This window comes from Paenibacillus sp. FSL L8-0708, from assembly GCF_038009325.1.
GTDB lineage: Bacteria > Bacillota > Bacilli > Paenibacillales > Paenibacillaceae > Paenibacillus_AQ > Paenibacillus_AQ odorifer.
The window spans coordinates 619,381-643,679 of the sequence record NZ_JBBPBC010000001.1 but is presented as its reverse complement, the minus strand read 5'-3'; the positions used below and the strand labels follow the sequence as shown (position 1 = coordinate 643,679).

The window sequence follows — 24,299 nt, the reverse complement described above, 5'->3', positions numbered from 1 at the left end:
ACCAGCCCCCTACCATCAGGAAGGGTAACTGCAACCTTTTCCGCGAGAAATAAATTTTGAAGCTATACAAGTAGAAGCCGCTTCTTCCTCTTTTAGAGAGGCGATGCGCTCCTGCGGTAAATATAAGGATAAAGAACTAGGACAAAACTTATATTTTCTTGAATCTTCATCTCTTCATCTTATACGAAAAAGCGCTGATTTAAAAACATTTCTGCATATTTTCTGTAGATTTTTATGAAATAAAGTTGAAGGATATAGAAACACCCAGTAATTTGATTCATTTAAAATACCCCGCACTACTGCCCTGCTATCCAAGAATGTTATGACTCACTAGTCACTTCTTTTCTTTTTATAGTCTTAATTAGGCCAAAAAGGGGTATATTCTAAATAAGCAACACCCTATTAAAAAAGCTAGGGAGTGAATTATTTGAGACGTTATAATCCTTATAAATGGTGGAACCTCGTATTCTTTGTGGGTGTAATTATCGTAAATGTGCTGGCGGTAACCTTGCCTTTGGGCGGAAACAGTACAGGAGAAATCTCTGACAAATATAAGACTTACATGACTCCTGCTGGCTACGCGTTCTCCATTTGGTCGCTGATCTACCTCTTGTTAGCCGGTTTCGTTATTTATCAATTCCGCTCCTATACAAGTTCTAGGGATTCTGTACGAGCTATTTCGTTCTGGTTTATCCTGAGCTGTGTTTTTAATATGAGCTGGCTTTTCCTCTGGCAGTATCTATACATCGAGCTTTCTTTGATTGCCATGGTGTTAATGTTAATTTCCATCATTGTTATCTATCGCCGAACGCGCCAGATTGCAAATCCTACTTCAGGTGAGAAATGGCTGATCAAGCTACCCTTTAGTATATACCTTGGCTGGATCTCTGTGGCGACTATCGTGAATGTTAGCGTTGTTCTGGAGAAAAATCATTGGGATGGGTTTGGACTTAGCGGGATAACCTGGGCCGTGATCATGCTCTGCGTGGGGACACTGCTTGCGGTGTTAGTCAGCTACCCTAACCGAGACAGCATCTATCCTCTGGTCTTCGTATGGGCTTTCATCGCGATCGCCTTGGAACATAGAGAAGCTAATGCAGTCTTTGTAACGGGCACAGTAACGGCAGGTCTTCTGCTGCTCTACAGCATTTGGCTATTGCTCACACCACGCCGCAGAAGATACAGCAGATACTGATTGTCCTCTTGATAATATAAAAGGCAGGCTAAGAAGGTGATCCTCCTTAACCCGCCTTTTTTTTGTAGAATAATCTAGAAGTGCGAAATCATATTTATTTCTTACGTGCTACCGCTTCGATCTCAACAAGTCCGTCTTTGGGCAGCCGAGCAACCTCAATAGCACTGCGGGCAGGATAAGGTTCTTTAAAGAAAGTGCTGTAAACCTCGTTAACTGCTGCAAAATCATTCATATCTTTTAGGAATACGGTGGTCTTCACTACATGATCCAGTGATGCACCAGCTTCCTCAAGAATAGCTTGTACATTGCTAAGTGCTTGACGAGCTTGTTCCTGAACGCCTTCAGCCAAATTCCCTGTCTCGGGATTAAGGCCCAGTTGTCCTGAAGTGTATACCCAACTACCGGTGGTAATGGCTTGACTATAAGGACCAATGGCTCCTGGTGCTTTTGTAGTAGCTACTTGTTTTTTACTCATCTTGTTACCCCTCTCCATTAAACGCTGATCATTTATTGTCCATTGTAAGTCCTGTTCTCACCGTAATGCAAATTTATTAGCAGCCCGAAAAACTTAACGTTTTCCAATCACATGTATTACTTCATTCGTGTAGATATGCAGACCATGCGTGTCAGCAGAGGCAATATTAACCATAGCTCTCGCCACAGTTACACCAGGTATGGCACGATATTTAGCCGCTTTGCCAACCATCACAAACTCCAGTGCTTTCATCAATCTAGCCGCGACGCGTTCTCCCAGTCTGAATTCCTCACGATGACCCAGCAGCAAGGATGGCCGAAACAAATGCAGCCCTTGAAAACCGATTTTGCTTAACGCTTCCTCTGCTCTCCCCTTAGTCCGACTGTAGAAATTGCGCGATTTGGCATCTGCCCCCATGGATGAAACAACCAAGAACTGTTTAACACCGTGATCTCTCGCAATAGCAGCAGCTGCAAGCGGATAATCCAGATCGACACGTTCGAACTGCTCTTGTGAACCTGCCTTCTTGATCGTAGTCCCGAGGCAACAGAAGATGGAATGAACACCTTCGAACGAATCGCTATACTCCGCCAGGCTCTCCCAATCCACAACGATTTGCTTAAGCTTAGGATGTTCTAAAGCTAATGGAGTCCGTACAAGCACTCTCACCTCACCCCAACCTTCACGATTCAGCAATTCCTCCGTAACCGCTTTCCCTACTAATCCAGTAGCCCCTAATACCAACGCAATCCTTAACATGGAATAGTCCCCTTTACTTCTATTCGTCCTTTAGAATACGACGGCCCAGCAGGAAGGCAAGAGCGATCATAAGCGTTCCCACTACCAACTGCATACCGTATACTTGGGTCCATTGCGGCCAGTGGGCAATTTTTTCATACAGCTGTCCCCCAATAAGCGGACCAAAAAAGGATGATAAACCCGTAAGCGCCGCATAGGTCGCCATATACATAGGCCGTTCTTTTTTCGGCGTGTCTCCAATAATAAAATTAAAGGCCAGCTGGTTGAAACCGCCTACACCTACACCAAAAACAATATGAGCGGCAAACAACACCAACAGCATCGGCAACACAGACAAGAGTCCCCACATCAACGAGGACAAGGCAATAATCGGCAACGTAAAGAACAACAGACGTTTATTGCTATATTTTGCATTTAGATTACCCCAAACATAGAAACTAGCCATCATAAAAAGAGTCTGGGATACATTAAGCAGTGATAACGTTTCATAATTTATATGAAGTAACTGCAACATGACATACGAGTATAGCGGAACAGTTAAATTCTGCAGCAGCAACCAGGCGGCCAGAAACAAAGTAGACTTCATAAATAAAGTATCTTTAAGCGGTTTCTTAAACATCGGCAAAAATTTATGTTCTTCCGATTTCTCGAAAGGCACGTCGGGATAAAAAAAGAATACAACAACGTTAGAGATCGCGAAAATCCACACGACAATATAAAGAATCAGAAAGCCATGGCTCCCGGGATAACGATCCAAAACGATACCCCCACCATACATCACCAGACTACCGAGTGCATTCAGGAACGTATTACGAATCCCAAAATAACGTCCACGCACACGTGCCGGAACAAGATCGCTGATCACAGAGCTCCACAGCACACCACCCGCCGTATTGGCAATAAAAGCAGTAGTATATAAGGCTATAAAAGCCATGACCCAATACTCTTTAGGAAAAATAAACGGAATTAGCCCCGTAGAACTCCAAAGTATCCTATGCAGGCCGATAAAAGTAACCATAGCCCATTTGCGGCTTGGCAGCTTCTGAATCAAAAAAGCTACCCCGATCTGCATCACGTTAACCAAAGTGGTAAGCGCTAGCACAAATCCAATTTGACTTGAAGTGGCTCCTAAATATAGCAGGAATCCTGTTAGAAACTGCCCTTGCAGAAGGACCTGGAAAATGGTCGATGGCACACCTTCCCAGGTAGCAATGCGCAAATTTCTGCGATGTACTGAGGTTTTACGGACACGCTTTGAACTAGTAACTGTGTGCTTAGTTTCCATGTTGTTCATAGAAAGGGGTAACACTCCTTTGATGCGGCATTTGCTTCATTCTACTCCGCATCAATCTACTGTCAATACGCCAAATTAACAAATAATATTGGAGCTTACTCTTCTATGAATTCGAGGGGTAAATAAAGCGAAAAACGACTCCCTTTACCCTCCTCACTTTCTAAAGTAATGAACCCTCCGAGCAGTCTGGCCAAATCATTACTAATAGAAAGTCCTAATCCTGTTCCGCCATATTTTCGACTAATTGTTCTATCCGCCTGTTGGAAGGCTTCAAAGATCATGGCATGCTTCTCTGGTGCAATACCTATCCCACTATCTTCTACCTCAAATACAATCCAATGCTTCACAATAGCTCTTTCCCCACGTTCCTCTTGACGAATACGGAGTGCGACATGGCCAGACTTTGTAAATTTAAAAGCATTAGAGAGCAAATTACGCAGGATCTGCTGAATCCGCTGTGGATCGGAATGAATCATTTGCGGGATGTTTTCTTCCATAGCAATAGTAAATTCCAGTTCCTTTTGTTTAGCCGTGACAGCGAATTGCATAGCCAGGATCTCTGGGATCTCAATAACACTTAAATCTTCATTTATAATATCCAATCGACCTGCTTCCACTTTGGAGAGATCTAATATATCGCCAATTATCATCAATAATTCTTCACCAGAACGGCGAATAATGGCTGCATACTCACTCATTTCTGCTTCCGTAAGAGAATTATCATTGTCTTCAATTAATTGCGATAAATTAATGATGCTATTCAGTGGTGTTCGAAGCTCATGAGACATATTGGCCAGAAATTCGGATTTAAATTGCGAAGCCATCATTAACTGATCGGCACGTTCTTCAAGCGCTATCTTATTCTTATGCAGCTCCTCCGTCTGGGCGGACAGTTGTTCATTAGCACGCTGAATCTGCACATTCCGTAAGAGTCCTAATTGAAAGTCACGAATAATTAAGGAGAATAGAACACTTAGAATCAACCCTGCAGGGAAAGTAATCGGCATAATCTCTCTTATGTACTCTGGGGCGGGAATCACACCAAACACCATAATGTTGATTGCATTCATTACATTTACGACTAGAATCACGATCAAACCTTTGTTCACTATACATAAGCTAGATCGTCTGACCCAGTAGCTAAGCGCAGCACAAACAAATCCTAGAATGGACAAATTAATTGTACCAGCCATTGCTGCCTCATTTACTCCAAAAGTTAACCGTGTAAGACCTGTTCCTATACCAATCAAAACAAGAATGAAAGGATGCGGATAAGCCAGCGTTGAAATAATAAGTGGCACAAAACGCAAATCAAAAATCACATGCTCATCCAGCCTATATCCAAAAAGAGTACTAATCCACCCGGCAAAGATGGCTAGTAATACCCAGCTTACTTTCTTTATTCTTACACTTGCATTTGAAATGGTGCTTTTATATATAAGATTAGCCAAATAGGCTACAGCTATTAGCATCGCGGTGTTTCCAAAAAATATTTTAAGATAACCCATAGATTCACTCCCACCTTGGCAAAATAAATTACAACTTTCATCTCATAATACTACCATACTAAAGCCCTATTCGATAACTAACCGCCCACGGACGCAGAAGAAGAGCGCAAATCAGATGCGATTTGCGCTCTTCTTCTGGAATTTTATTATAGACGTCATTAGTAACGAATTAATCGCGGTAGGAACGTCCCCAAGTTTGGTACTCTTTTTCCGCGTCTTCTTTCGTGTGTCCATAACGTTCTTGTAGTTTACCTACTAATTTATCCTTTTCACCATCAATTACGTCAAGATCATCATCTGTAAGCTTGCCCCATTGCTTCTTGGCCTCGCCTTTGAGCTGTTTCCATTTCCCTTTAAATACATTGTTGTCCATTATAAGCTCATCTCCTTAGCTGAATTAATTAGGGTAGGATCGTTATCCCGTGTTACCTTTACTTACCCTTCCCCATTCGCTATGAATCTTTCCGCCATTCATGGCATTAGCAAATTAAGTCGTATTCTGTCACATATATTTTTTAATTTATGTATTCAAATCTTTTAAAATTTGATATAATCCAGATATAAATTAAATATTTAATTTTTTAAGTGATTTATTTCACAAATGTTTTCCTAGTCCATGTGCTAGAATGCCATCGGAGATAAAACAACATCATTAAATTTTTTTCTAATCTATGCCGATATAAGTCATGATACTGTTACAAACGGGTAATGAGGTATGAGATTAAAGTGACAAATATCATTTATAAAGTGATTTTTATCACTTCGCTCGACTATTAAAATGTTTTACATTTTAATATATATATTTTAAACTATATTTTTGGAGGTCATTTGAAATGAAAAAAGCTTCTGTTATCTTGTCGAGCGCACTTATCCTTGGATTGCTCGCAGGTTGTGGTAACAACACAGACAACGCCGCAGCCCCTACTAACGCACCAGCTGAAACAACTGCTCCTGCAACAAATTCCGGTAACGCTGGAACTGAAGCTGGACAGTACAAAGACGGAGTTTACTACGGTACTGCTGACGTTGATGCTAAAACTGGCTGGCAATATTTCGCACTCTTAACTGTAGAAGGTGGAAAGATCACTAAAGCTGACTGGGATGCCTTTAACGTTAACACTGCAGGCGACCTGAAGAAAAAGGTTTCTGAAGATGGTAAATATGGCATGAAAGCTGGCGGTGCTTCTTCTGAATGGCACGAGCAAGCAGCTAAAGCTGAAGAATTCCTGATCGAAAAACAAGATCCAGCAGCTATAACTTTTGATGCTGAGGGGAAAACTGATGCCATCTCTGGTGTATCCGTACACGTATCTGACTTTGTAAAAGCTGCTCAAGCTGCTCTTGCTGCTGGTCCAGTAGAAGCTGGTCAATATAAAGACGGAGGCTACCATGCTGAAGGCGAAATGGACGCTGAATCCGGTTGGAAATCCACTGTTGACCTGACTGTTGCTAACGGTAATGTTGTAGCTGTTAAATTCAGTGGTTTGAATGCTGCTGGCGATGACAAGAAGCAATTCTCCGTTGATGGTAAATATGGTATGAAAGCTGGCGGCGCTTCTGCTGAATGGCATGAAGAAATCGCTTTGGCTGAAAAATACTTCCTTGAAAACAAAGGTACTGCTCCAACGCTTGATGCTGAAGGCAAAACTGATGCAATTTCCGGCGTGAGTATTCATGTTGGTGAATATTTTACACTTGCAGAAAAAGCACTCGAAGGCGCGAAATAATTTCGCAGGACCTTCTGCAGCTAATCAGACGAATGAGGTGAATTTCTCTTGAAGAAAATAGTCATTTTGGGCGGCGGCTACGGCGGCGTACTCACGGCTAAGAAACTGGCAAAGAAATTTAAGAAAAACAAAGATGTTGAAATTACACTGATCGACCGGAATCCATATCACACTCTATTGACTGAGCTGCATGAGGTTGCCGCGAACCGTGCTCCAGAGGATTCAATCAAGATCGATCTTAAGAAAATTTTTGCGGGCCTTAAAGTAGATGTTGTTCTTGATGAGATCAGCAATATCGATTTCAAAAGCAGAAAACTTAAGTCCGATAAAGCTACCTACGCTTACGATTACCTTGTAATCGGCACAGGTAGCAAACCAACCTTCTTCGGCATTCCAGGCGCAGAAGAAAACACCTTCTCCTTCTGGTCTTACGATGATGCGGTAGCATTGAAACGCCAAATCCGCGATATGTATACCAAAGCGGCTATGGAGAAAAATCCAGCTGTACGCCGTGCTATGCTGACCTTCGTTATTATCGGTGCCGGCTTTACTGGTGTCGAGCTGGTTGGTGAAATGGCTGAACAACGCGAGGAATTATGCAAGGAGTTCTTTATCGACCCATCCGAAGTAAGACTGATTGTGGCTGATATGGCTCCGAAGATTCTGCCTATCCTTCCAGATAAGCTGATTCAAAAAGCTGAAGCTCGCCTTCGTAAGCTGAACGTGGAAATCGTTACTGGCGCTAAAATCACCGAAGTAGGCAATGGTAGTGTTGCCCTTGGTGAGAAAAACGTCGTCGATTCCCAAACAATTGTTTGGACTGCTGGTGTTGAAGGCTCCGAAATCGTTGGTGGACTTGAAGTTCAACAACAAGGCCGCAAACGGATTGTTACGAATGAGAACCTGGAAAGTGTAGATCATAAGAACGTCTACGTAGTAGGGGACAACATTTTCTACATTCCTGAAGGTGAAACTCGTCCTGTACCACAAATGGTTGAGAACGCTGAACAAGCCGCTCCGATTGTTGCTGGCAACATTGCCGCCGACATTCAGAACACTGCTAAAAAAGCTTACAAACCAGGTTTCCACGGTACAATGGTCTCCATTGGTAGCCGCTACGGCGTAGCTAACGTTGGTCTGCCAGGTAAGTTCTTTATGCTTACTGGATTCATGGCAATGCTATCCAAACACTTTATTAATATGTTCTACCTGTCTCAGGTTGTCGGATTCAATAAAGTATGGACATATATGATGCATGAATTCTTCCATGTTGAGAACCGCAAGAGCTTCTTGGGTGGTCACTTCTCCAAACGTTCACCTAATTTCTGGCTCGTTCCACTTCGTGTTCTACTTGGGGGTATGTGGTTATACGAAGGTATTGAGAAGATCCAAAAGATTTGGAAAGATCCAGATAAGATTTTCTTGATTCCAGCTGCTCCTTTTGCAACGGATGCTTCATCAGCAGCCAGTGTTGCAGTAGATGCAGTTAAAGACACCGTAGATGCACAATCTGCAGCTTCAGCAGTATCCACTGCAAAAGAAGCAGTTGAAGCGTTGCCTGTACCTAACTTCGTATACAACATTACAAACTGGTTCATGGATTTGATGTTCTACAACAATGACGGAAGTTATACTTTCCTCGCGAAATGGTTCCAAATCGGTATGGTATGTGCAGAAATCGTCTTCGGTATTATGCTCATCGTTGGTCTCTTCACAGCACTTGCTTCTATAGCGACCGTAGGCATGTCGGTCATGATTTGGTCAACCAAAATGGCCTCGACAGAAATGTTATGGTACGTTGCTGCTGGTATTGCCTGCATCGGCGGATCGGGAAGCACACTTGGTCTAGACTACTATGTACTTCCTTGGCTTAAGAAACAGTGGAAGAGAATTCCGCTCGTCAGACGATGGTATCTATACACCGACTGATAATAAAACCCTGAATTTGTGTAATTTATCATATAGAACATATGTGCAAATTGTATTTTATTAGGGTTAAATATGGATATACTTCAGAGTAATGTGTCCCTAGGACACATTACTCTCCTTATTTACAAGAAGAAAATAACCTTCCTAATCCTAGGAAATGGTGGTTTTTTCTTGAATGAATGGTTTTGTAGGGATGATCGGGGTATGGTTTCTTCCGGCAAAACCGACAAGAAGGAGAGAATCTTGTGAACAAACAACTCATAGAAGATACCCTCCGGTTGTTGCATACTGAAATGTCACCTATTGCCGGAATTGAGCTTCAGCCCTCTCCGGCTGCATGTGAACAGCTAATCTCGGTACTGGAACGCCATGATCTGGAATACAGCCGCAAAGTCAATTTGCTGGGTATTTACACTATTCTCACTTTGGCAGCAGAGCGCCATATGGAATGTATCCCACATCATCCCGACCTTACACGCAACATTTTGGATGGAGATTATTTGTATAGCTTTTACCTGCAGTTTGCGGTGAAATGCCGTGAGCTCGACTTAGTTGCTTATCTAGCTCCTTCGATCAAAAAAATGCAGATTAGACGGTCAAATGGAGACTTCGCGGAACATGATCCAGCTACTGGAATCGAAGAGTTCTTGATTCAAGAGTGCAGACAGCGTAGTCGCACAAGTAAAGCCATTTGACAGGTGGGATCCATAAATGAAGCTGCATGAGGCCTTAAATATAGACATAAATGAAATCAACCGCGAAATCGTAAACCTTGTAGCGCGTGATAAAGATGTACCTAAGAAATCTCAGCTCGCGCAAAGTGTTCTAGAGCTTATAAATTCCGGTGGTAAACGCCTTCGTCCCCTCATGGTCATTGTTGGCAGTCGGTTTGGCCGTAAGGATACCGGTCGCAGAGCGCTTCAATTAGCTGCTGCTGCTGAATTTATTCATGCCGCCTCATTAATTCATGATGATATCATTGACCGTTCAGAGTTACGGCGGGGCGTACCCGCCTTACATATTAAGACGGGTACATTGTCAGCAGTACATGTTGGTAATTACATGTCCGCTCGGGTCATCGAGCTGCTGAGCAAATATACCGGCGATAAAAACAGATACGTTCATGACTTATCCTCTGTAGCCACCGCTCAGCTGTGTCTGGGTGAATATCAGCAAATGGAACATGCTTTTGATTATGAAATTACAATGGATCAGTATTTGGAGAAATCCTTAAACAAAACCGCTCTTCTTATGGCAACCTGCTTACGGGTTGGTGCACTGTCCACTGAAAGCACCGAAGAAGTTGCCAATCTCCTTTATAATTTTGGAGAAGCCTTAGGGATGTCCTTTCAGATACAAGATGACTTGCTAGATTTCACACAGTCCGCCGATGTCCTAGGCAAACCTGCCGGTAGCGACCTGCGACATGGTCAGGTCACCCTGCCAGTGCTGTACGCCTTGCAGGACCCTAAGCTCTCGCCTGTGATCCGTGCAATCGGCCCGGATTCTTCCGACGCTGAAGTAGCATATGTGCTCACCCTAATTAACAATAGCGATGCCCTCGCTCGCGCTGAACGGGTCAGCCAGAACTATCTGGATAAAGCTGCAGCTATTGTGCAGCAGCTCTCCTCCTACCCGGCGCATGCTGATCTGGAAACGTTGCTGCAATATTTTGCGGACCGTGATCGCTAAAGCGTACGTTCTAATACAAATTAAAACGGATACCTCCCATTCACTTGGGGGTATCCGTTTTTTTGCTTTAAACAAATCATTTCATTGATCTTGCCGCAAATTCAAACTGCTATTTTTCCGCTTCAACAGGACAAGCTAAACAACGCAAACGCAGCGTAGCGCACATGAGCTAGACTAGTCATTCTACTCCATCGGATATAATTAGGGAAAACCTCCCTAATAAAGTCCACTTTAGCATGCTTTTAAAAGTAACCAGCTATATTTCAGGGAGAAATTCCCTAAAACAGAGTCAAAGGATAAAAAAATCAATAAGATTAGGGAGGTTTTCCCTAATCTTTGCATTCAACTCGTAGCTTCCCCCTTGCAGAGCGGGGAACCGAGTCAACACAAAAAAGGAAAGCTAGCGTAGCCAGCTTTCCGATCCCCTTGCCTCCCCCTTTTGGGTAGGCTATTGTCTTTTGTTGTTAGTTTGAGGGCAATGTGCCAATGCTCAGCCAGCCGGCTCACCAAAGCCAGCTCCCTAACTAACATAGAAAAAATCAATCAGCGTACACAATAATATCACTATGCTGATTACCTGATTTAGATTATAAGAAGCCACCTTCATCAGCTTACGATTCGAAGGTTTTATAATCTTATGCTCGGTCATCAGGAGCACTGTAGCGATGCCAATCCCAACTAGATACACCCAGCCGAGATCCTGCCATACGTATAGAAATAATAGCAGCATAATCATAATGAAATGTAGACCTTTGGCGATACGCAGCGCATTCTCTAATCCAAAGAAGCTCGGAATAGACCATAACCCATGCCGCCGGTCAAATTCAATGTCCTGAGTGCCGTAGATAATATCAAATCCGGCAATCCAGAGCATAACTACCGTCCCGATCACAAACGGGGTAAATGCGATATTTCCGGTTACGGCAAACCATGCACCAATCGGTGCGGAAGCAATAACAAAGCCTAAATATAAATGGCTTAGAAAGGTAAAACGTTTTGTATAAGAATAAGTCGATATTAACACGATTGCTACCGGCGATAAGAGCAGGCAGAGCAAGTTCAGCATGCCTGAAGCCACAATAAAGATGGCATAATTGACAATAACAAAGACTACCACTTCTTTTTCTGCCAATAACCGTTGTGGCAAATGCCGATGTGCCGTACGAGGATTCTGTTCATCAAACGTACGGTCTGCCAGCCGATTGAATGCATTAGCGCCATTACGGGCACCGATCAATGCAATCAGACCCCAGATCATCACATGCCCTGATGGCCAGCCCCCAGCAGCCCACACCATCGAGATAATGGCAAACGGCAGCGAAAAAAGCGTATGAGAGAACATCACCAGTTCACTGAACATTTTAAGCTTTAGGCCTGCAGTTTTAAAAATGTTTAGAATAGCCATTCGTTTTCCTCTTTCTTCGCTACTTGAAATTCATTATATTAGTCATTAAGCTCCGCAAGGACTTCATTCAGGTTGTTAAGCAGCCCGTCGATATCCTCTTCCGTAATAATCATCGGCGGTTGAAAGGCTAGTACGTTGCGTCCTATGCCATTTTTGCCGATCAGGTATCCTCTGTCTTTCATCGCTTCCAGTACTTGATCTGTAAGCGCCGCAGAGCCTTCTGCATCCTCACCAGCAAGCTCCGCTCCCAACATAAGCCCAATTCCCCGTACATCCACAATAAGCGAAGGATAATGGTCTTGAAGGGTCTTTAGCCCTGCTTTCAATCGTTCTCCGAGCAGCACTGAGCGTTCAGGAAGCCGTTCATCGCGAATATAATCAAGCACAGCCAGCGCCGTTGCAGCAGATACCGGATTACCTCCAAAGGTGGAAGCCGACGGACGGTTCAGCGCGAGTGCAATCTCATCCGTTGTCGCAAAGGCTGCCACCGGAATTCCATTCCCCAGTGCCTTGGCCATACTAATAATATCGGGCACTACGTCAAAATGCTCCATAGCAAATATTTTGCCTGTACGACCAAATCCAGTTTGAATTTCATCAGCGATCAGAAGCACGCCGTATCTCTCCAGCAACATTTTGACCTCACTGAAATAGGTTGGCGTTGGCATAATCATACCACCATTGCCTTGGATTGGCTCTACGATCATTGCGGCGATAGTATTCCCCTTCTCCTCAAGCACTCGCTCCAGAGATTCCAAGGATAGTGCAGCGGCTTCCTCCAGAGATAGTTCTGGATGATATGGGCGAGGAATAAACTCAACGTCATGATCCAAGTATTTATCGGTACGCCACATCGGCAGACCTGTCACGCTCATAGTTAGATTGGTACGGCCGTGTAAACCACTTTCCAGTGCAATGAACCCCTTGCGTCCTGTATACATCCGAGCGAGCAGCAGTGCGCCTTCATTTGCCTCTGAGCCGCTGTTCACGAAAAAGGTTCGGCGTAGACCGCCTGGCATAACCTCTTCCAGACGTTCAGCCAAATCCACATTTGGCTGAGTTAAATAGATCGTAGACGTATGCTGCAGCTGCTGCAGTTGCTCAATCGTACGTCCAGTTATGGCTGGATTGCAGTGCCCACAGGCAACTACAGATACACCTGCGAAGAAATCTGTATATTGTTTGCCATGTTCATCATACACAAACTGCATCGAACCTCGCACAAGCTGAGGCGCATCGCGGTAAAAATGCTGTGTACACGGATAGAAATATTGCTTACGCTTTGCCGCTACGGCTTCTCTTCCGATGAATTCTTGTTGTTCCATGATTGATTCCCTCTCTTCTTGTGAAAATAGTAACTTATTCATAGAGTACTGTGCATTCTTCTTACTAGCAGACGGTATTTTACCCCAAAAAATAGAATTAGTTAAATTGCAGCGAACCTAGAGTATAACCCGCATAAATGGGCTCAAGACCACCTAGCATATCATCTTTCACTTCAGTACGATTCATAGCTTGTTGATAAGAAATTATAATTTCACGCAACTGCTGAGCGCTATATGTCGCTCCTTCAATACGGAAACTAGATATGCCTAGATCAATCATCTCACCAAGCAACGGTAAATAGCAGAGCTCTTTCGCGAACAAAAGATGGCAACGGCCGTGCTGATCACGATATACCGGATTTTCACCTTTGTCTGTTTTTAGAACCAATACATTATTGTGCACATATTGATTATCCTCTTCAGCGATAGGCTCCATTACTTCAGTATTCTCATAAAGATCATGTTCCATATACATTAGTGCAGGTGTACCATGTACAACAACTTCCAAAGGCGTGTCACAACGTGAGGCAAAGGTAGCAAAGTGACCCAGCGTCATTTCCGGTGAAACCGAAAGCTGAGTTAAACCTAATTTCGCATATAATTGGGCTGAAAGATGATTGTAGACATTTAAACTACCATCTCCAATTAACGGATAACCTGTAGAACTGTATCTGCGAATCGCTCCCAAATTAGTAACGATTAGACCGTCGATCGGCAAGCGTTCTCCACCAAGCAATTGATCATATTGATCGAAATGCAGCTCGGTCATCATGCGTGGCAACCCTAAATAGATTTTGCTATCGCCTTTTAGCTCACCAAGTTCCTTAATATCACGTTTTGTAAAAGGTCTATCCGGTTCAAATACATCCCCCGGCAAGTATAAACTATCCACACCCAGCTCCAATACTACGCGCGCCTGTTCCATATTATTCACACGTACAGCCAGCTTAGCTTTTGTTGTCTTTGGTTTCTTTTCTTGTGCCAAACGTTCCCGCAATTCCTCTACACGTTTTTCAGATAGCTCACGTTCTGCGGTTGGGGTGCTAAAAACTTTTCCAGTGCTATAGAATTTGCCCGTACCTTCATAACGACGGTTAATGTTAGCTAACCCTGGTTTACCAAAAGCATAAGCTGTCGAAAAGTCACGCTTGCGGTTATTGTACAGCTCTTTAGTATCAACCGTACGATCAAAGCCAATCGGATCATCGATATATCGGTCAATGGCTTCGCCGTAGCTATTCGCCAGCATCACCATAAAATCCTTATCACGCATACGGCCTTCTATTTTGAAGGAAGTAATGCCTGATTCAATCAATTCCGGAAGATGCTCATACATAAACATATCTTTGACAGCCAGTGGATATTCAGCAGGATATACATATCCGTCTTTTTTAACCCGATAATCCCAGCGGCAAGGCTTCATACATTTTCCCCGGTTGCTGCTCATGCCAAAAACATGGGAACTGAAGTAACAATTTGCACCATGCACAGAGCACATATCCCCGTGAATAAAATATTCCAGCTCCATACCACTCCGCTGACCAAGCAGCTTAGCTGTCTGCAGGTCCATTTCCCGCGGGGTAACTACACGAGTTACACCCAGATCACGCAGCGCATAGATCATCTCCAGGTTGTGAACATTCATCATTACGGAAGAGTGAATAGGAAGGTTAAGCTCCATCTCCCGAATAAGCTCCAACACTGCCATATCCTGAACAATCAAGGCATCTGGCCGAGCACCATCAAGGAAACGCAAGTATTCTCTAGCTTCCTCCACATCTTCCTCACTAAAAAGATTATTCACAGTGATATACACTTTTTTGTCTAGACGGTGTGCGATATCAAGTGCCTCTACGATCTCTTCATGAGTAAGATTATAACCTTTACGCATCATTCTCATATTCAATACAGGTCCACCAAAATAAACTGCATCACACCGTGATTGGATCACTTCCTTGAAAATTTCAAACGTTCCTGCGGGTGCGAGTAATTCGACTTCTCTACCGTTAAAATAACGTGCCATTCAAGTTCCCTCCCAAGTTGATACTACTAATAGGGAATGAGTATTATAACAAAGCTACTGCAATTCCCATGACCACAAACATCCCAATAAAAACAGTATCGAATTTGCCCCACCTTAGGCGGTGATACCGACTGCGGGGAGCATCCATGCGAAAACCGCGGGCCTCCATGGAATACACCAGATCCTGAGCACGCCTAAAAGCACTGGCGATAATCGGGACCAGCAGGGAGACTAACATCCGTCCCTTTTCCTTCAAAGGCAGCTCTTTCAGATCGGCTCCCCTTGAGGCCTGCGCTTTCATTATGATCTGCGATTCATCTAGAATCGTAGGAATGAAACGAAGTGAAATGCTGATCATCAGCGTGATACGGTCAGGGGATAAGCCAAGCTTTTTGAAGGGTGTCAAGATCCCCTCCAGCCCTTGATTCAGCTTCCCCGGCGTTGTTGTGAAGGTCAGAAGCGCTGTAAAGGTGATAAGAAAGAACATGCGGATGACCGAAAATGCCCCTAATCTTAGCCCTCCCTCATAGATAGACCAGGAACCAAGAGTCAGCACTACCTCCCCTGTCTTTACAGACACCACCTGCACAATAAAGATAAACAACATTAAATAACGTAAAGGCTTAGCTGCTTTCAGGAAGTATTTAAGCGGAATCCGCGTTGAAGCCATAACGGCTATCGAAAAAATAGCCAGCACAGCCATGGCCATCCACGAACGTGAGAGCAGGATAACAGCTACGTATAATAGCATGCCAGTGATTTTGGCACGAGCATCCAGTTTGTGCACCCACGAACCGGTCTCAATACTCCTGCCTAAGATCAGTTTCTCATTCATGGTCATCCCTCTTTCCATCGGGCTTACCAGTGCTTATTGATTCCGCTGGCAGCGAAGCTATAAACTCTGCCAGACTCTCAGCCGTCAAGCGGGGGGCTTCATCCACAAGACCTAAATGATCAGCAACTGCACGCCAGTAACGAAGGGACTGCGGAACCGTCAAACCACACTGTTCCAGAATTGAAGGATCATCTGCAAGTGCCTTTACACTGCCCTGAAACGCCGTGCTGCCCTCTTTAAGTACAACCCAGCTGTCCGCATAGGGCAATAACTCATCCATCCGATGCGTGACGATAATGATCGTTCTGCCCTGCTCACGACATAATCTCTCCAGCAAGCTGATTAGCTCTGCACGGCTAATGGGATCAAGCGTTGCCGTGGGCTCATCCAGAACGATGACCTCAGGGTCCATAGCTAGCACGGAAGCGATAGCCGCCTTACGCATTTGTCCACCGCTCAATTGGAAAGGATTCCGCTCTAGCAGTGCGAGATCCAGCCCCATATCTGACATGGCCTGACGTGCACGTGACTTTGCCTCTTCGAGACTCATGCCGAAATTAAGGGGACCGAAAATGAGATCCTTCTCGACCGTATCTTCGAACATCTGCTGCTCCGGAAATTGAAATACCAATCCGACTCGGCGGCGCAGTGGCATTAGCTTAGGTGACTTCTCACCAGCCTGAATAGTTACATCAAGCACTTTTACCGTACCCTCGGTTGGTTTCAGTATCCCGTTAAACAATTGTAGAAGCGTCGATTTACCTGAGCCCGTCGCCCCCGCAATACCAACCATCGAGCCAATGGGTACACTGAGGTTAATGTCCCGGAGCGCCGTCAGCTTCCAGAGGCTTCGGTCAGCGTAGGTGTAACTTACTTGCTGTAATTCTATGGCCATAACGTGTCTATAAGCTCCTTTTCACTGGTCGGAACATCCACATGAATACCCTGGTTCTGCAGCTCGCGTGCAAGGCGCCAAGGATAAGGTTCACGCAGATGGCATTTTTCCAGAAGCTCCTCGTTCCGGAACAACTCCGCCGGTGTAACATCTGCAGCCAAACCACCTCCATGCAGCGCAAGCACCCGATCCGATGCCAAAATCTCATCTGCATCATGCGTAATCATGAGGATTGTGTACTTCCCTTCTGCCCGCATAACCTGCAGAATACCGAGAAGGTCATTTCTGCTTCCTTCATCCAACATAGAAGAGGCCTCGTCAAAAATGACGATGCCTGGTTCCATAGCAAGAATGGAAGCGATAGCAACACGCTGCTTTTGACCTCCCGACAGCTCACCCGGATGCTTGGACAACAGATGATTTATTCCTAGTCTCGTCGTATAGGAGTGCAAACGTTCAGCCATCTCTTCGTACGGCAAACAAAGCCCTTCCAGGCCGAATAGGATATCTTCCTCTACAGTGGCTCCAATAAACTGATTATCCGGATTTTGGAACACCATTCCGATACATTGCCGAATGCTTCCGATCGTTTCCTCACTAAGCAGCATGCCACTAACCACAATCTCACCAGCCCCCTTAGGCAGCAGAGCATTGAGCAGCTTGACCAACGTAGACTTCCCGCAGCCATTAGGACCAACCAAGCTGACCCATTGTCCTTGAGAGATAGATAACGTTATATTTTGAAGAATCGGATGCTCGGGATCATAGCCAAACGATACCCCATCCAGAGAGATGACTGCTTGTCCCTCTCCCTCTAAGTCTTGACCTTCGTATGATTCATTCATGTTAGTCATCCTTCCGCTGATGTGACTAATCAGTCCAAAAATTCTTCAAACAGCGATATTTTTGACAATGACGCCACCAAATAACGGACTGCATAGCCCACGGCAATTCCTGTTACTACCCCAGTGATCAGCAGCATGGGAAGATAATAAAAAATACTAAGTGATGCAAATACCATAGAAGCTGCCAGCAGCTGACCGATATTATGCGCAATCCCACCGGCTATACTAATTCCGATCAAGCTTATACTCTTACCTTTGCCACTAATCAGCATCAGCACAAACATAACAACAAAGCTAAAAAGTGAACCAAATAAACTAAACAGCAAGCTTGAGAAGGTACCTAGCAGAAATGCAGTAAGCAGTGTTTTGAGGATGACAAGCAGCAAAGCATCCCGTCCACGTAAAAAGTAAATACAAGTCAAAATCATAATGTTGGCCAGTCCGAGCTTAGCACCCGGCACCAGTCCCATCCCGGATAACGGAATCTGTGCCTCTATTAAACTTAACACTACTGCCACTGCGGCGAAAATCGCAATAATCACTGTTCTTTTTAAAGCTGTTGCAGATTCACTACTGGACATAGGCATCTATATCATCCTCCCCCGACGCACTGGTGATTTCGACTAATACTCTATGCGGTAGACAGACAATCGTCTGTTTGGGCAGGGTAATAAAACCAAAACCTAGGCAAACTTTATCAGCGCAATCGGCATCGTACATTTCAATCCCGTAATCATGCACCTTCAAAATGTTATAGCCGCGTTCCGTGCGGACCTCAATGGTTTGTTCTTCTTTTGTAAGCTTTACCGTTTTAAATAACTCACCGTCCACCGTTACATTGGCTATGAGATTTTTACCGGCCCCACCTTTGTCATCATTGTCCGAAAACCATCTCGGTACGAGAAAAGCGAGCGCAGCAATCAATACGATGGAAATCAGCCACACATCTGCGCGTTTCATAAAAATCTCCCTTATTTTTTAATTAAAATCCAGACTTATTAATTATAACGGTCTACCCTCAATCCTTCAATCAATGTTGGAGTTTATTGTCAGTTTTAGAGAGCTGTTCACAAAATAGGCACGCAAAATAACCCCAGCAGACACAACCCATTCGTCTCTGGCATTTTCAGTTGAAGTTTGTAGCGTTTGCAAAAAAATCCAACTTACATTTTAGCCCATTTGCACCGAGATCGCCCATCTCCTCTGGTTTACTAGCTTTTCCGGAATAATTCACAATTAACCCAATTTAAGTTACTTTCAAAATCTAAGCGCCCCTTATCGAGGTTTGTTCCTCTCTAGAATCAAATAAACCTTATCTTGGAATTCATTATTATATTTGCCTTTTAAACAATAGTGTGTTATATTTATATGGTATTTGTTTTTCGATATATTGAATATCCCCACCAAGAAGATGTCAGGCCGACTATTATACACATCGGCATTTTGGACAAAGAGGCTTTATGTTTTCTTGCAGTACTCTTCCTTTTTATGAGATTAAATTCGAAATATAGCATTCCGATTCACACTGGCGCGGTCAATGGAGCCGCAAGGGCAAAAGAGAGGTAGGGCTTTTGTCGTATTGGAAGGATTATTCTCGCCACACGGCTGCTGGAAATAACAAGGAATCAAGACACCCGTTACTCACGAACGGCGGGGGATGAATATAACGAGAAAGCATGACGGTACGATCCTTATTCAAGGACTACGTCATGTGTGGAAAAATATAGGCGCCCGATAACCGCTACCTAGCGGATATCGGGCGCTGTCTACGTTCAGGACTTATTTTACATATCGACTTATAAAAGCTGTTACTACATCTGTATACCCCGCCTTATCCGTATCATAAGACAATCCATGCCCCGCTTGCGGCACTATGAGCCTCTCTTTTGGACTCTGGCATGCCTCATACAATTCATTCATCATAGCAAAAGGTACAAAGTTATCCGCATCCCCATGAATAAAAAGAATCGGAGCCTTCGCTTTCCGCACTTGTTTTAATGCAGAGGCTTCACCAAAGCCATACCCCGCCTTCAAGCGGGTGATTAGACTTGCACTTTGAACGAAAGGGAAACTTGGCAAGCGATACATGCGTCGTAGTTGGTAAGATAATTGTGCTTTTACTGAGGTATAAGCGCAGTCCGCAACAATAGCTTTTACCTGCGGCGGAAGATCTTCCCCTGAGGTCATTAGCACTGTAGCACCACCCATAGAGACACCGTGAAGCACAATTTGAGCACTAGGCCCAGTCTTTTTAATCATGTATTCAATCCATTGCAAATAATCTTTTCGTTCCGGCCAACCAAAACCAATGTAATCCCCTGCGCTATCTCCATGCCCTCTTGCATCGGGAATTAGGATGTTAAAGCCTAAGTTCTCGTAGTAGATTTTGGCGTACGCCCCCATATCCTTTGCTTTACCTGAATAACCGTGGGCTAGAATGGCTGTGCGTCCCGCAGCACGATTAGATCGGAGTAAGTAACCTCTTAGTTTAAGTCCATCTGCAGATACGATCTCAATATTCTCGAAGCTCTGGCGAGAGACCCAATCCTTCCCCTCCCCCCAAGAAGCTCCGGCAACCGGAGGATCAGCCTTCAGATTAGGATTATTACTTAGAAATACCTTTGGCGCTCGTTTAATAGCAATACCATAGAAGAAAAATCCCACATAGATTAGAATCCCTATGATGATTACAGCGCTAATAATGAACCATATCAATTCGCCTTCGCCATCCCCTCTTCATTTCCTTTGCAACAAGAGTATACCATCTACTTAGAATGCACCAAACTATCGCAATCATGACATACAAATAGAGCCGCCATCGGAACACTCCCGAAAGCGACTCTATGTTGATCTACCCTTTATTATTTATTCTTTTTGGAGAACTTGGTTCTCATTAATAATCCGATAAGTGCAAAACCTAAACCTGCTACATAGTAAGGTGCAGGACTTGATTCACCCGTTTTTGGCAATTCCTTCACAGGTGGCTTTCCTAATGGGATCGTATCGTCCACTACGATGATTTCATCAGGTGTTGGTGTTGGCGTTGGTGTCACTGCCGGTACCGGACCTAATGGGATCTCATCATCATCAACAAGTACTTCTGTGCTATTCGACGGTGTTGGTACTGGCGCTGGTGTCGGCGAAGCTACAGGCCCAAGCGGCACAGGATCTTCTGCAAGAACTATAGTGCCAATTACGGATGATGGCGTTGGTGTCGGGAACACCGAAGTCTCTGGTGTCGACGTTGGTGTTGCTTCAGGCGTTACCGTCGGTGTTGGTGTTGCCTCAGGCGTTACCGTCGGCGTTGGTGTTGCCTCTGGTGTTACCGTCGGTGTCGGTGTTGCCTCAGGCGTTACCGTCGGCGTTGGTGTTGGTGTTGGCGTCACTGTCGGCGTTGGTGTTGGTGTCACTGTCGGCGTTGGTGTCGGCGTTGGTGTCACTGTCGGCGTTGGTGTCGGCGTTGGTGTCACTGTCGGCGTCGGCGTTGGTGTTGGTGTCGGCGTTGGTGTTGGCGTTGGTGTCGGTGTTGGCGTCACTGTCGGCGTTGGTGTCACTGTTGGCGTTGGTGTTGGTGTCACTGTCGGCGTTGGTGTTGGTGTCACTGTCGGCGTTGGTGTCGGTGTTGGCGTCACTGTCGGCGTTGGTGTCGGTGTTGGCGTCACTGTCGGCGTTGGCGTCGGTGTCACTGTCGGCGTCGGTGTTGGCGTCGGTGTTGGTGTCGGCGTTGGTGTCACTGTCGGCGTCGGCGTTGGTGTTGGTGTTGGCGTTGGTGTTGGTGTCACTGTCGGCGTCGGCGTTGGTGTCACTGTCGGCGTTGGCGTTGGTGTCACTGTCGGCGTTGGCGTTGGCGTTGGTGTCACTGTCGGCGTCGGCGTTGGTGTTGGCGTTGGTGTCACTGTCGGCGTTGGCGTTGGCGTCGGTGTCGGCGTTGGTGTTGGCGTTGGTGTCACTGTCGGCGTTGGCGTTGGCGTCGGTGTCGGCGTTGGCGTCGGCGTTGGTGTTGGTGTCGGTGTTGGCGTCACTGTCGGCGTTGGTGTTGGCGTCGGACATGGTGTTGGCGTCGGTGTCGGCGTTGGTGTCGCTGTCGGTGTTGGTGTTGGTGTCACTGTCGGTGTTGGTGTCGGCGTTGGTGTCACTGTCGGCGTCGGCGTTGGTGTCACTGTCGGCGTTGGCGTTGGTGTTGGCGTTGGTGTCACTGTCGGCGTTGGCGTTGGCGTCGGCGTTGGCGTCGGTGTCGGCGTTGGTGTCGGCGTTGGTGTCGGCGTTGGTGTCACTGTTGGCGTTGGTGTCGGTGTTGGCGTCACTGTCGGCGTTGGTGTCGGTGTTGGTCCAGGTTCATCACCATCGTATGGATAGTGGTGAAATTCACCACCACCAGTACCTTTGAGTGAAGCCGCCACTAAAGTACCGTTAATCTGACCATTAATAAAATCAACATGAGCATAGGGGGCAAGTATGCTTCCCATTACACCTATGCCTGCCATATCAAGATACGCAGCTTGGCTAAAGTTAAGCAAAATTTTCTTGCTGTTCAACACGTTATTAGGTAGAAATCCGAAGTTTTTCATTTTTACGTTAGAACCATCAATATTAATAATTGCAGTAGATCCTGAAGGAACATTTATTGTAATTCCGTAGGTATTAGAGACGTTATCTCCTGAAACATTAAAAACATTGACCGCAGGATCTGTACCTGTCAGGATAAGGTTGCCATATTGGTACACTGTTGTTCCATTCGCCGGCAATGCTGCAAGTTCTGCTGATTTGTCCTTCAAAGACTGACCTACTGCTGAAAAGTCAATCGTACTCCCCTGTCTTTTTGTACCACCCTTGAGGAGCGTTACATTCCCTGAAAAATCTCCCCCGTGCACGATATTCCCATAAACAGTACCTCCGTTGAAAGTAAGATTCCCTCCAACAACAAGTGTGTCAGTCAGGGAAACCTCTGCAGCGGTCAACCTATCTCCAACACTATAGTTGGTTAAGTTAACGTTACCTCCAGCAGCAAACCTTCCTTCCGTATCCGAAACTGTTGTTATATCCCCTAGAATAAACACGTTGTAGACCGCTGCAATTCCCAATGTAGAAGAACTACTAGCTCCAGCAACTCCAGCTCCCAATGAGGAAAGCCCACTACCTACCGTCAAAATCCCAGCTAATACAAGCGAGAGTAACGGTTTTATTCTTCTTTTCAAATGGCACACCTCCTAAAACTATGATTTATATTAATCAGAATAATTACCAGAAACTCTAAAGGACCTAACAACAAAAAAGACCGCCAAAAAGAAGTGAAATTCCCTTCTCATGGCAGTCGGACGGTCATTGTGCCTTTAAGACACTTTAGACTCCTGGACTTTGCGTCCCGCCCTTTCAGACGGTTTGCTATTATCATGACTATATATATGTATTACACTGCAAGTCCAGAACTGGTAGCTGAAGCATTCTATCCAATAACAGTCTATGACTTTTAATACTTTTGAATTAATAACAGTTTAGCGCCCGACACCCACAATTGTCAATCAATTCCTTTCGATAATTCCCCGCATTAGTACCACACAAAAAAAGCGCCTGAAGGCGCTTCGCATAAGGTTTTTCATTAAATTTTAAAGTAACTGTATATAGCCCAATATGGATATCCATAAGGGAATACTCAGAATTAAACCAAAAAACAATCCACGCTGGAGGCTGCCCTCTTTTTCCATCATAATTCTCCTTTATTTGCGTTCGATACATTAATTTTTATTATTACAATTTTTAATATAATTTATTCTTCGTTATTTAGTTGTGAATTTAATCACATTGGATAAGCTGTTTAGAAATACCATTGATTATTTTTGGAATATCGGGGTAGAATACGAATATACGTTCCTATTAGAGGTGATGAGATTCATGCATAGAGCAGAAAGCAGGGACAACATGCTGGTGAAATCTTATTTATTGCTTCCGATGATTTTATCAGCTTTCGAACGGGACTCCGCCATTTTATCTACACACTTACGAACACCCGCCCCTTATCTGGAGGTGCTTGGAACAGCTGCTGCAGTAGCTACAACAGATCTAAGGGATGTTCGTGCAGAAATGAGAAGACGGGGAATCAAGGTGTATGAGCAAAACAGACTTAATACTGGAATTGAAGCCAAGTATATATGTCGTGGCTATCATGAACGAATGCTGCTGTTGAATGACATTGTTGCGGCTCAAGCTGCCATCCATATGTGCAGATACCTAGGGCTGGATATTTCATCTTTTAAGAGTTACGAAGAACAGTACCAGATTAAGTAAAGCTGTATAGAAGCCGCTGCGCTCTCTCCCCCCAATCAATTAGTGAACAAAAAAATAGGCCTTACCATGGGAGTTGGCAAGACCTGAGAGAGATATACCACAAAACACTG

Annotated in this window: 21 protein-coding genes and 1 riboswitch; of the genes, 6 read left to right on the top strand and 15 right to left on the bottom strand. The window is 44.8% G+C overall.

Annotated elements, in window-relative coordinates:
* Positions 1 to 427: 427 nt before the first annotated feature.
* Entirely contained in the window at positions 428 to 1,195 is a 768-nt protein-coding gene (locus NYE58_RS03010; RefSeq protein WP_076124500.1) for a TspO/MBR family protein, read from the top strand.
* 94 nt (positions 1,196 to 1,289) lie between these two features.
* Here the strand turns inward: NYE58_RS03010 and NYE58_RS03005 are convergent, their stop codons facing one another.
* From NYE58_RS03005 to NYE58_RS02985, 5 genes are all read right to left on the bottom strand, one after another.
* Complete coding sequence (locus tag NYE58_RS03005) at positions 1,290 to 1,670, bottom strand: RidA family protein (RefSeq protein ID WP_036682524.1); 381 nt, start codon at positions 1,668 to 1,670, stop codon at positions 1,290 to 1,292.
* A 93-nt stretch (positions 1,671 to 1,763) separates the two neighbouring features.
* The gene (locus tag NYE58_RS03000; protein WP_076124502.1) at positions 1,764 to 2,429 is read right to left on the bottom strand and encodes an oxidoreductase; all 666 of its coding nucleotides are present in this window, start codon (positions 2,427 to 2,429) and stop codon (positions 1,764 to 1,766) included.
* A 19-nt stretch (positions 2,430 to 2,448) separates the two neighbouring features.
* Positions 2,449 to 3,723, bottom strand: coding sequence for an MFS transporter (locus NYE58_RS02995; RefSeq protein ID WP_051491245.1), 1,275 nt, complete (start codon positions 3,721 to 3,723; stop codon positions 2,449 to 2,451).
* Between the two features lie 95 nt (positions 3,724 to 3,818).
* Entirely contained in the window at positions 3,819 to 5,231 is a 1,413-nt protein-coding gene (locus NYE58_RS02990; protein ID WP_076179738.1) for an ATP-binding protein, read from the bottom strand.
* Between the two features lie 169 nt (positions 5,232 to 5,400).
* Positions 5,401 to 5,604 carry a CsbD family protein gene (locus NYE58_RS02985; protein ID WP_036682530.1) on the bottom strand — a complete coding sequence of 68 codons (204 nt, stop codon included), beginning with the start codon at positions 5,602 to 5,604 and terminating at the stop codon, positions 5,401 to 5,403.
* 460 nt (positions 5,605 to 6,064) lie between these two features.
* Between NYE58_RS02985 and NYE58_RS02980 the strand changes: the two genes are divergently transcribed.
* The 4 genes from NYE58_RS02980 (at position 6,065) to NYE58_RS02965 (ending at position 10,579) form a co-directional block, all read left to right on the top strand.
* Positions 6,065 to 6,958, top strand: coding sequence for an FMN-binding protein (locus NYE58_RS02980; RefSeq protein ID WP_076124505.1), 894 nt, complete (start codon positions 6,065 to 6,067; stop codon positions 6,956 to 6,958).
* A gap of 48 nt (positions 6,959 to 7,006) precedes the next feature.
* Positions 7,007 to 8,887 (top strand): FAD-dependent oxidoreductase, encoded by a 1,881-nt coding sequence (locus NYE58_RS02975; RefSeq protein WP_076124507.1) that lies wholly within the window; start codon positions 7,007 to 7,009, stop codon positions 8,885 to 8,887.
* 245 nt (positions 8,888 to 9,132) lie between these two features.
* Entirely contained in the window at positions 9,133 to 9,582 is a 450-nt protein-coding gene (locus NYE58_RS02970) for a hypothetical protein (protein ID WP_076124508.1), read from the top strand.
* 16 nt (positions 9,583 to 9,598) lie between these two features.
* Positions 9,599 to 10,579: a polyprenyl synthetase family protein gene (locus NYE58_RS02965; protein ID WP_076138208.1), complete on the top strand. Its 981-nt coding sequence runs from the start codon at positions 9,599 to 9,601 to the stop codon at positions 10,577 to 10,579.
* Between the two features lie 520 nt (positions 10,580 to 11,099).
* Here NYE58_RS02965 and NYE58_RS02960 read toward each other — a convergent pair.
* From NYE58_RS02960 to NYE58_RS02915, 10 genes are all read right to left on the bottom strand, one after another.
* A complete protein-coding gene (locus NYE58_RS02960) occupies positions 11,100 to 11,984 on the bottom strand; it encodes a UbiA-like polyprenyltransferase (RefSeq protein ID WP_076276036.1) in 885 nt (294 codons plus the stop codon).
* A 38-nt stretch (positions 11,985 to 12,022) separates the two neighbouring features.
* On the bottom strand, positions 12,023 to 13,309 hold the full coding sequence (locus tag NYE58_RS02955) for an aspartate aminotransferase family protein (protein WP_076276035.1): 1,287 nt from the start codon (positions 13,307 to 13,309) through the stop codon (positions 12,023 to 12,025).
* A 97-nt stretch (positions 13,310 to 13,406) separates the two neighbouring features.
* Positions 13,407 to 15,332 (bottom strand): peptidase U32 family protein, encoded by a 1,926-nt coding sequence (locus tag NYE58_RS02950; RefSeq protein ID WP_341001020.1) that lies wholly within the window; start codon positions 15,330 to 15,332, stop codon positions 13,407 to 13,409.
* Positions 15,333 to 15,375: 43 nt separating this feature from the next.
* A complete protein-coding gene (locus NYE58_RS02945) occupies positions 15,376 to 16,167 on the bottom strand; it encodes an energy-coupling factor transporter transmembrane component T family protein (protein ID WP_036681014.1) in 792 nt (263 codons plus the stop codon).
* Positions 16,160 to 17,062, bottom strand: a complete 903-nt coding sequence (locus NYE58_RS02940; RefSeq protein WP_076220113.1) for an energy-coupling factor transporter ATPase — start codon at positions 17,060 to 17,062, stop codon at positions 16,160 to 16,162. The genes NYE58_RS02945 and NYE58_RS02940 overlap by 8 nt, the downstream gene beginning before the upstream one ends.
* Complete coding sequence (locus tag NYE58_RS02935; protein ID WP_341001019.1) at positions 17,053 to 17,907, bottom strand: ATP-binding cassette domain-containing protein; 855 nt, start codon at positions 17,905 to 17,907, stop codon at positions 17,053 to 17,055. The genes NYE58_RS02940 and NYE58_RS02935 overlap by 10 nt, the downstream gene beginning before the upstream one ends.
* Positions 17,908 to 17,936: 29 nt before the next feature.
* Positions 17,937 to 18,494 (bottom strand): Gx transporter family protein, encoded by a 558-nt coding sequence (locus NYE58_RS02930; RefSeq protein ID WP_076124520.1) that lies wholly within the window; start codon positions 18,492 to 18,494, stop codon positions 17,937 to 17,939.
* On the bottom strand, positions 18,478 to 18,867 hold the full coding sequence (locus NYE58_RS02925; RefSeq protein ID WP_036681022.1) for a NusG domain II-containing protein: 390 nt from the start codon (positions 18,865 to 18,867) through the stop codon (positions 18,478 to 18,480). Before NYE58_RS02925 ends, NYE58_RS02930 begins: the two co-directional genes overlap by 17 nt.
* A gap of 819 nt (positions 18,868 to 19,686) precedes the next feature.
* Positions 19,687 to 20,622 carry an alpha/beta hydrolase gene (locus NYE58_RS02920; RefSeq protein ID WP_305954094.1) on the bottom strand — a complete coding sequence of 312 codons (936 nt, stop codon included), beginning with the start codon at positions 20,620 to 20,622 and terminating at the stop codon, positions 19,687 to 19,689.
* Between the two features lie 146 nt (positions 20,623 to 20,768).
* Positions 20,769 to 23,102 (bottom strand): choice-of-anchor A family protein, encoded by a 2,334-nt coding sequence (locus NYE58_RS02915; protein ID WP_341001018.1) that lies wholly within the window; start codon positions 23,100 to 23,102, stop codon positions 20,769 to 20,771.
* 108 nt (positions 23,103 to 23,210) lie between these two features.
* Positions 23,211 to 23,301: riboswitch (cyclic di-GMP riboswitch) on the bottom strand.
* A 390-nt stretch (positions 23,302 to 23,691) separates the two neighbouring features.
* On the opposite strand from NYE58_RS02915, the gene NYE58_RS02910 reads away from it, so the two are divergent.
* On the top strand, positions 23,692 to 24,189 hold the full coding sequence (locus NYE58_RS02910) for a hypothetical protein (RefSeq protein WP_341001017.1): 498 nt from the start codon (positions 23,692 to 23,694) through the stop codon (positions 24,187 to 24,189).
* Positions 24,190 to 24,299 lie beyond the last annotated feature (110 nt).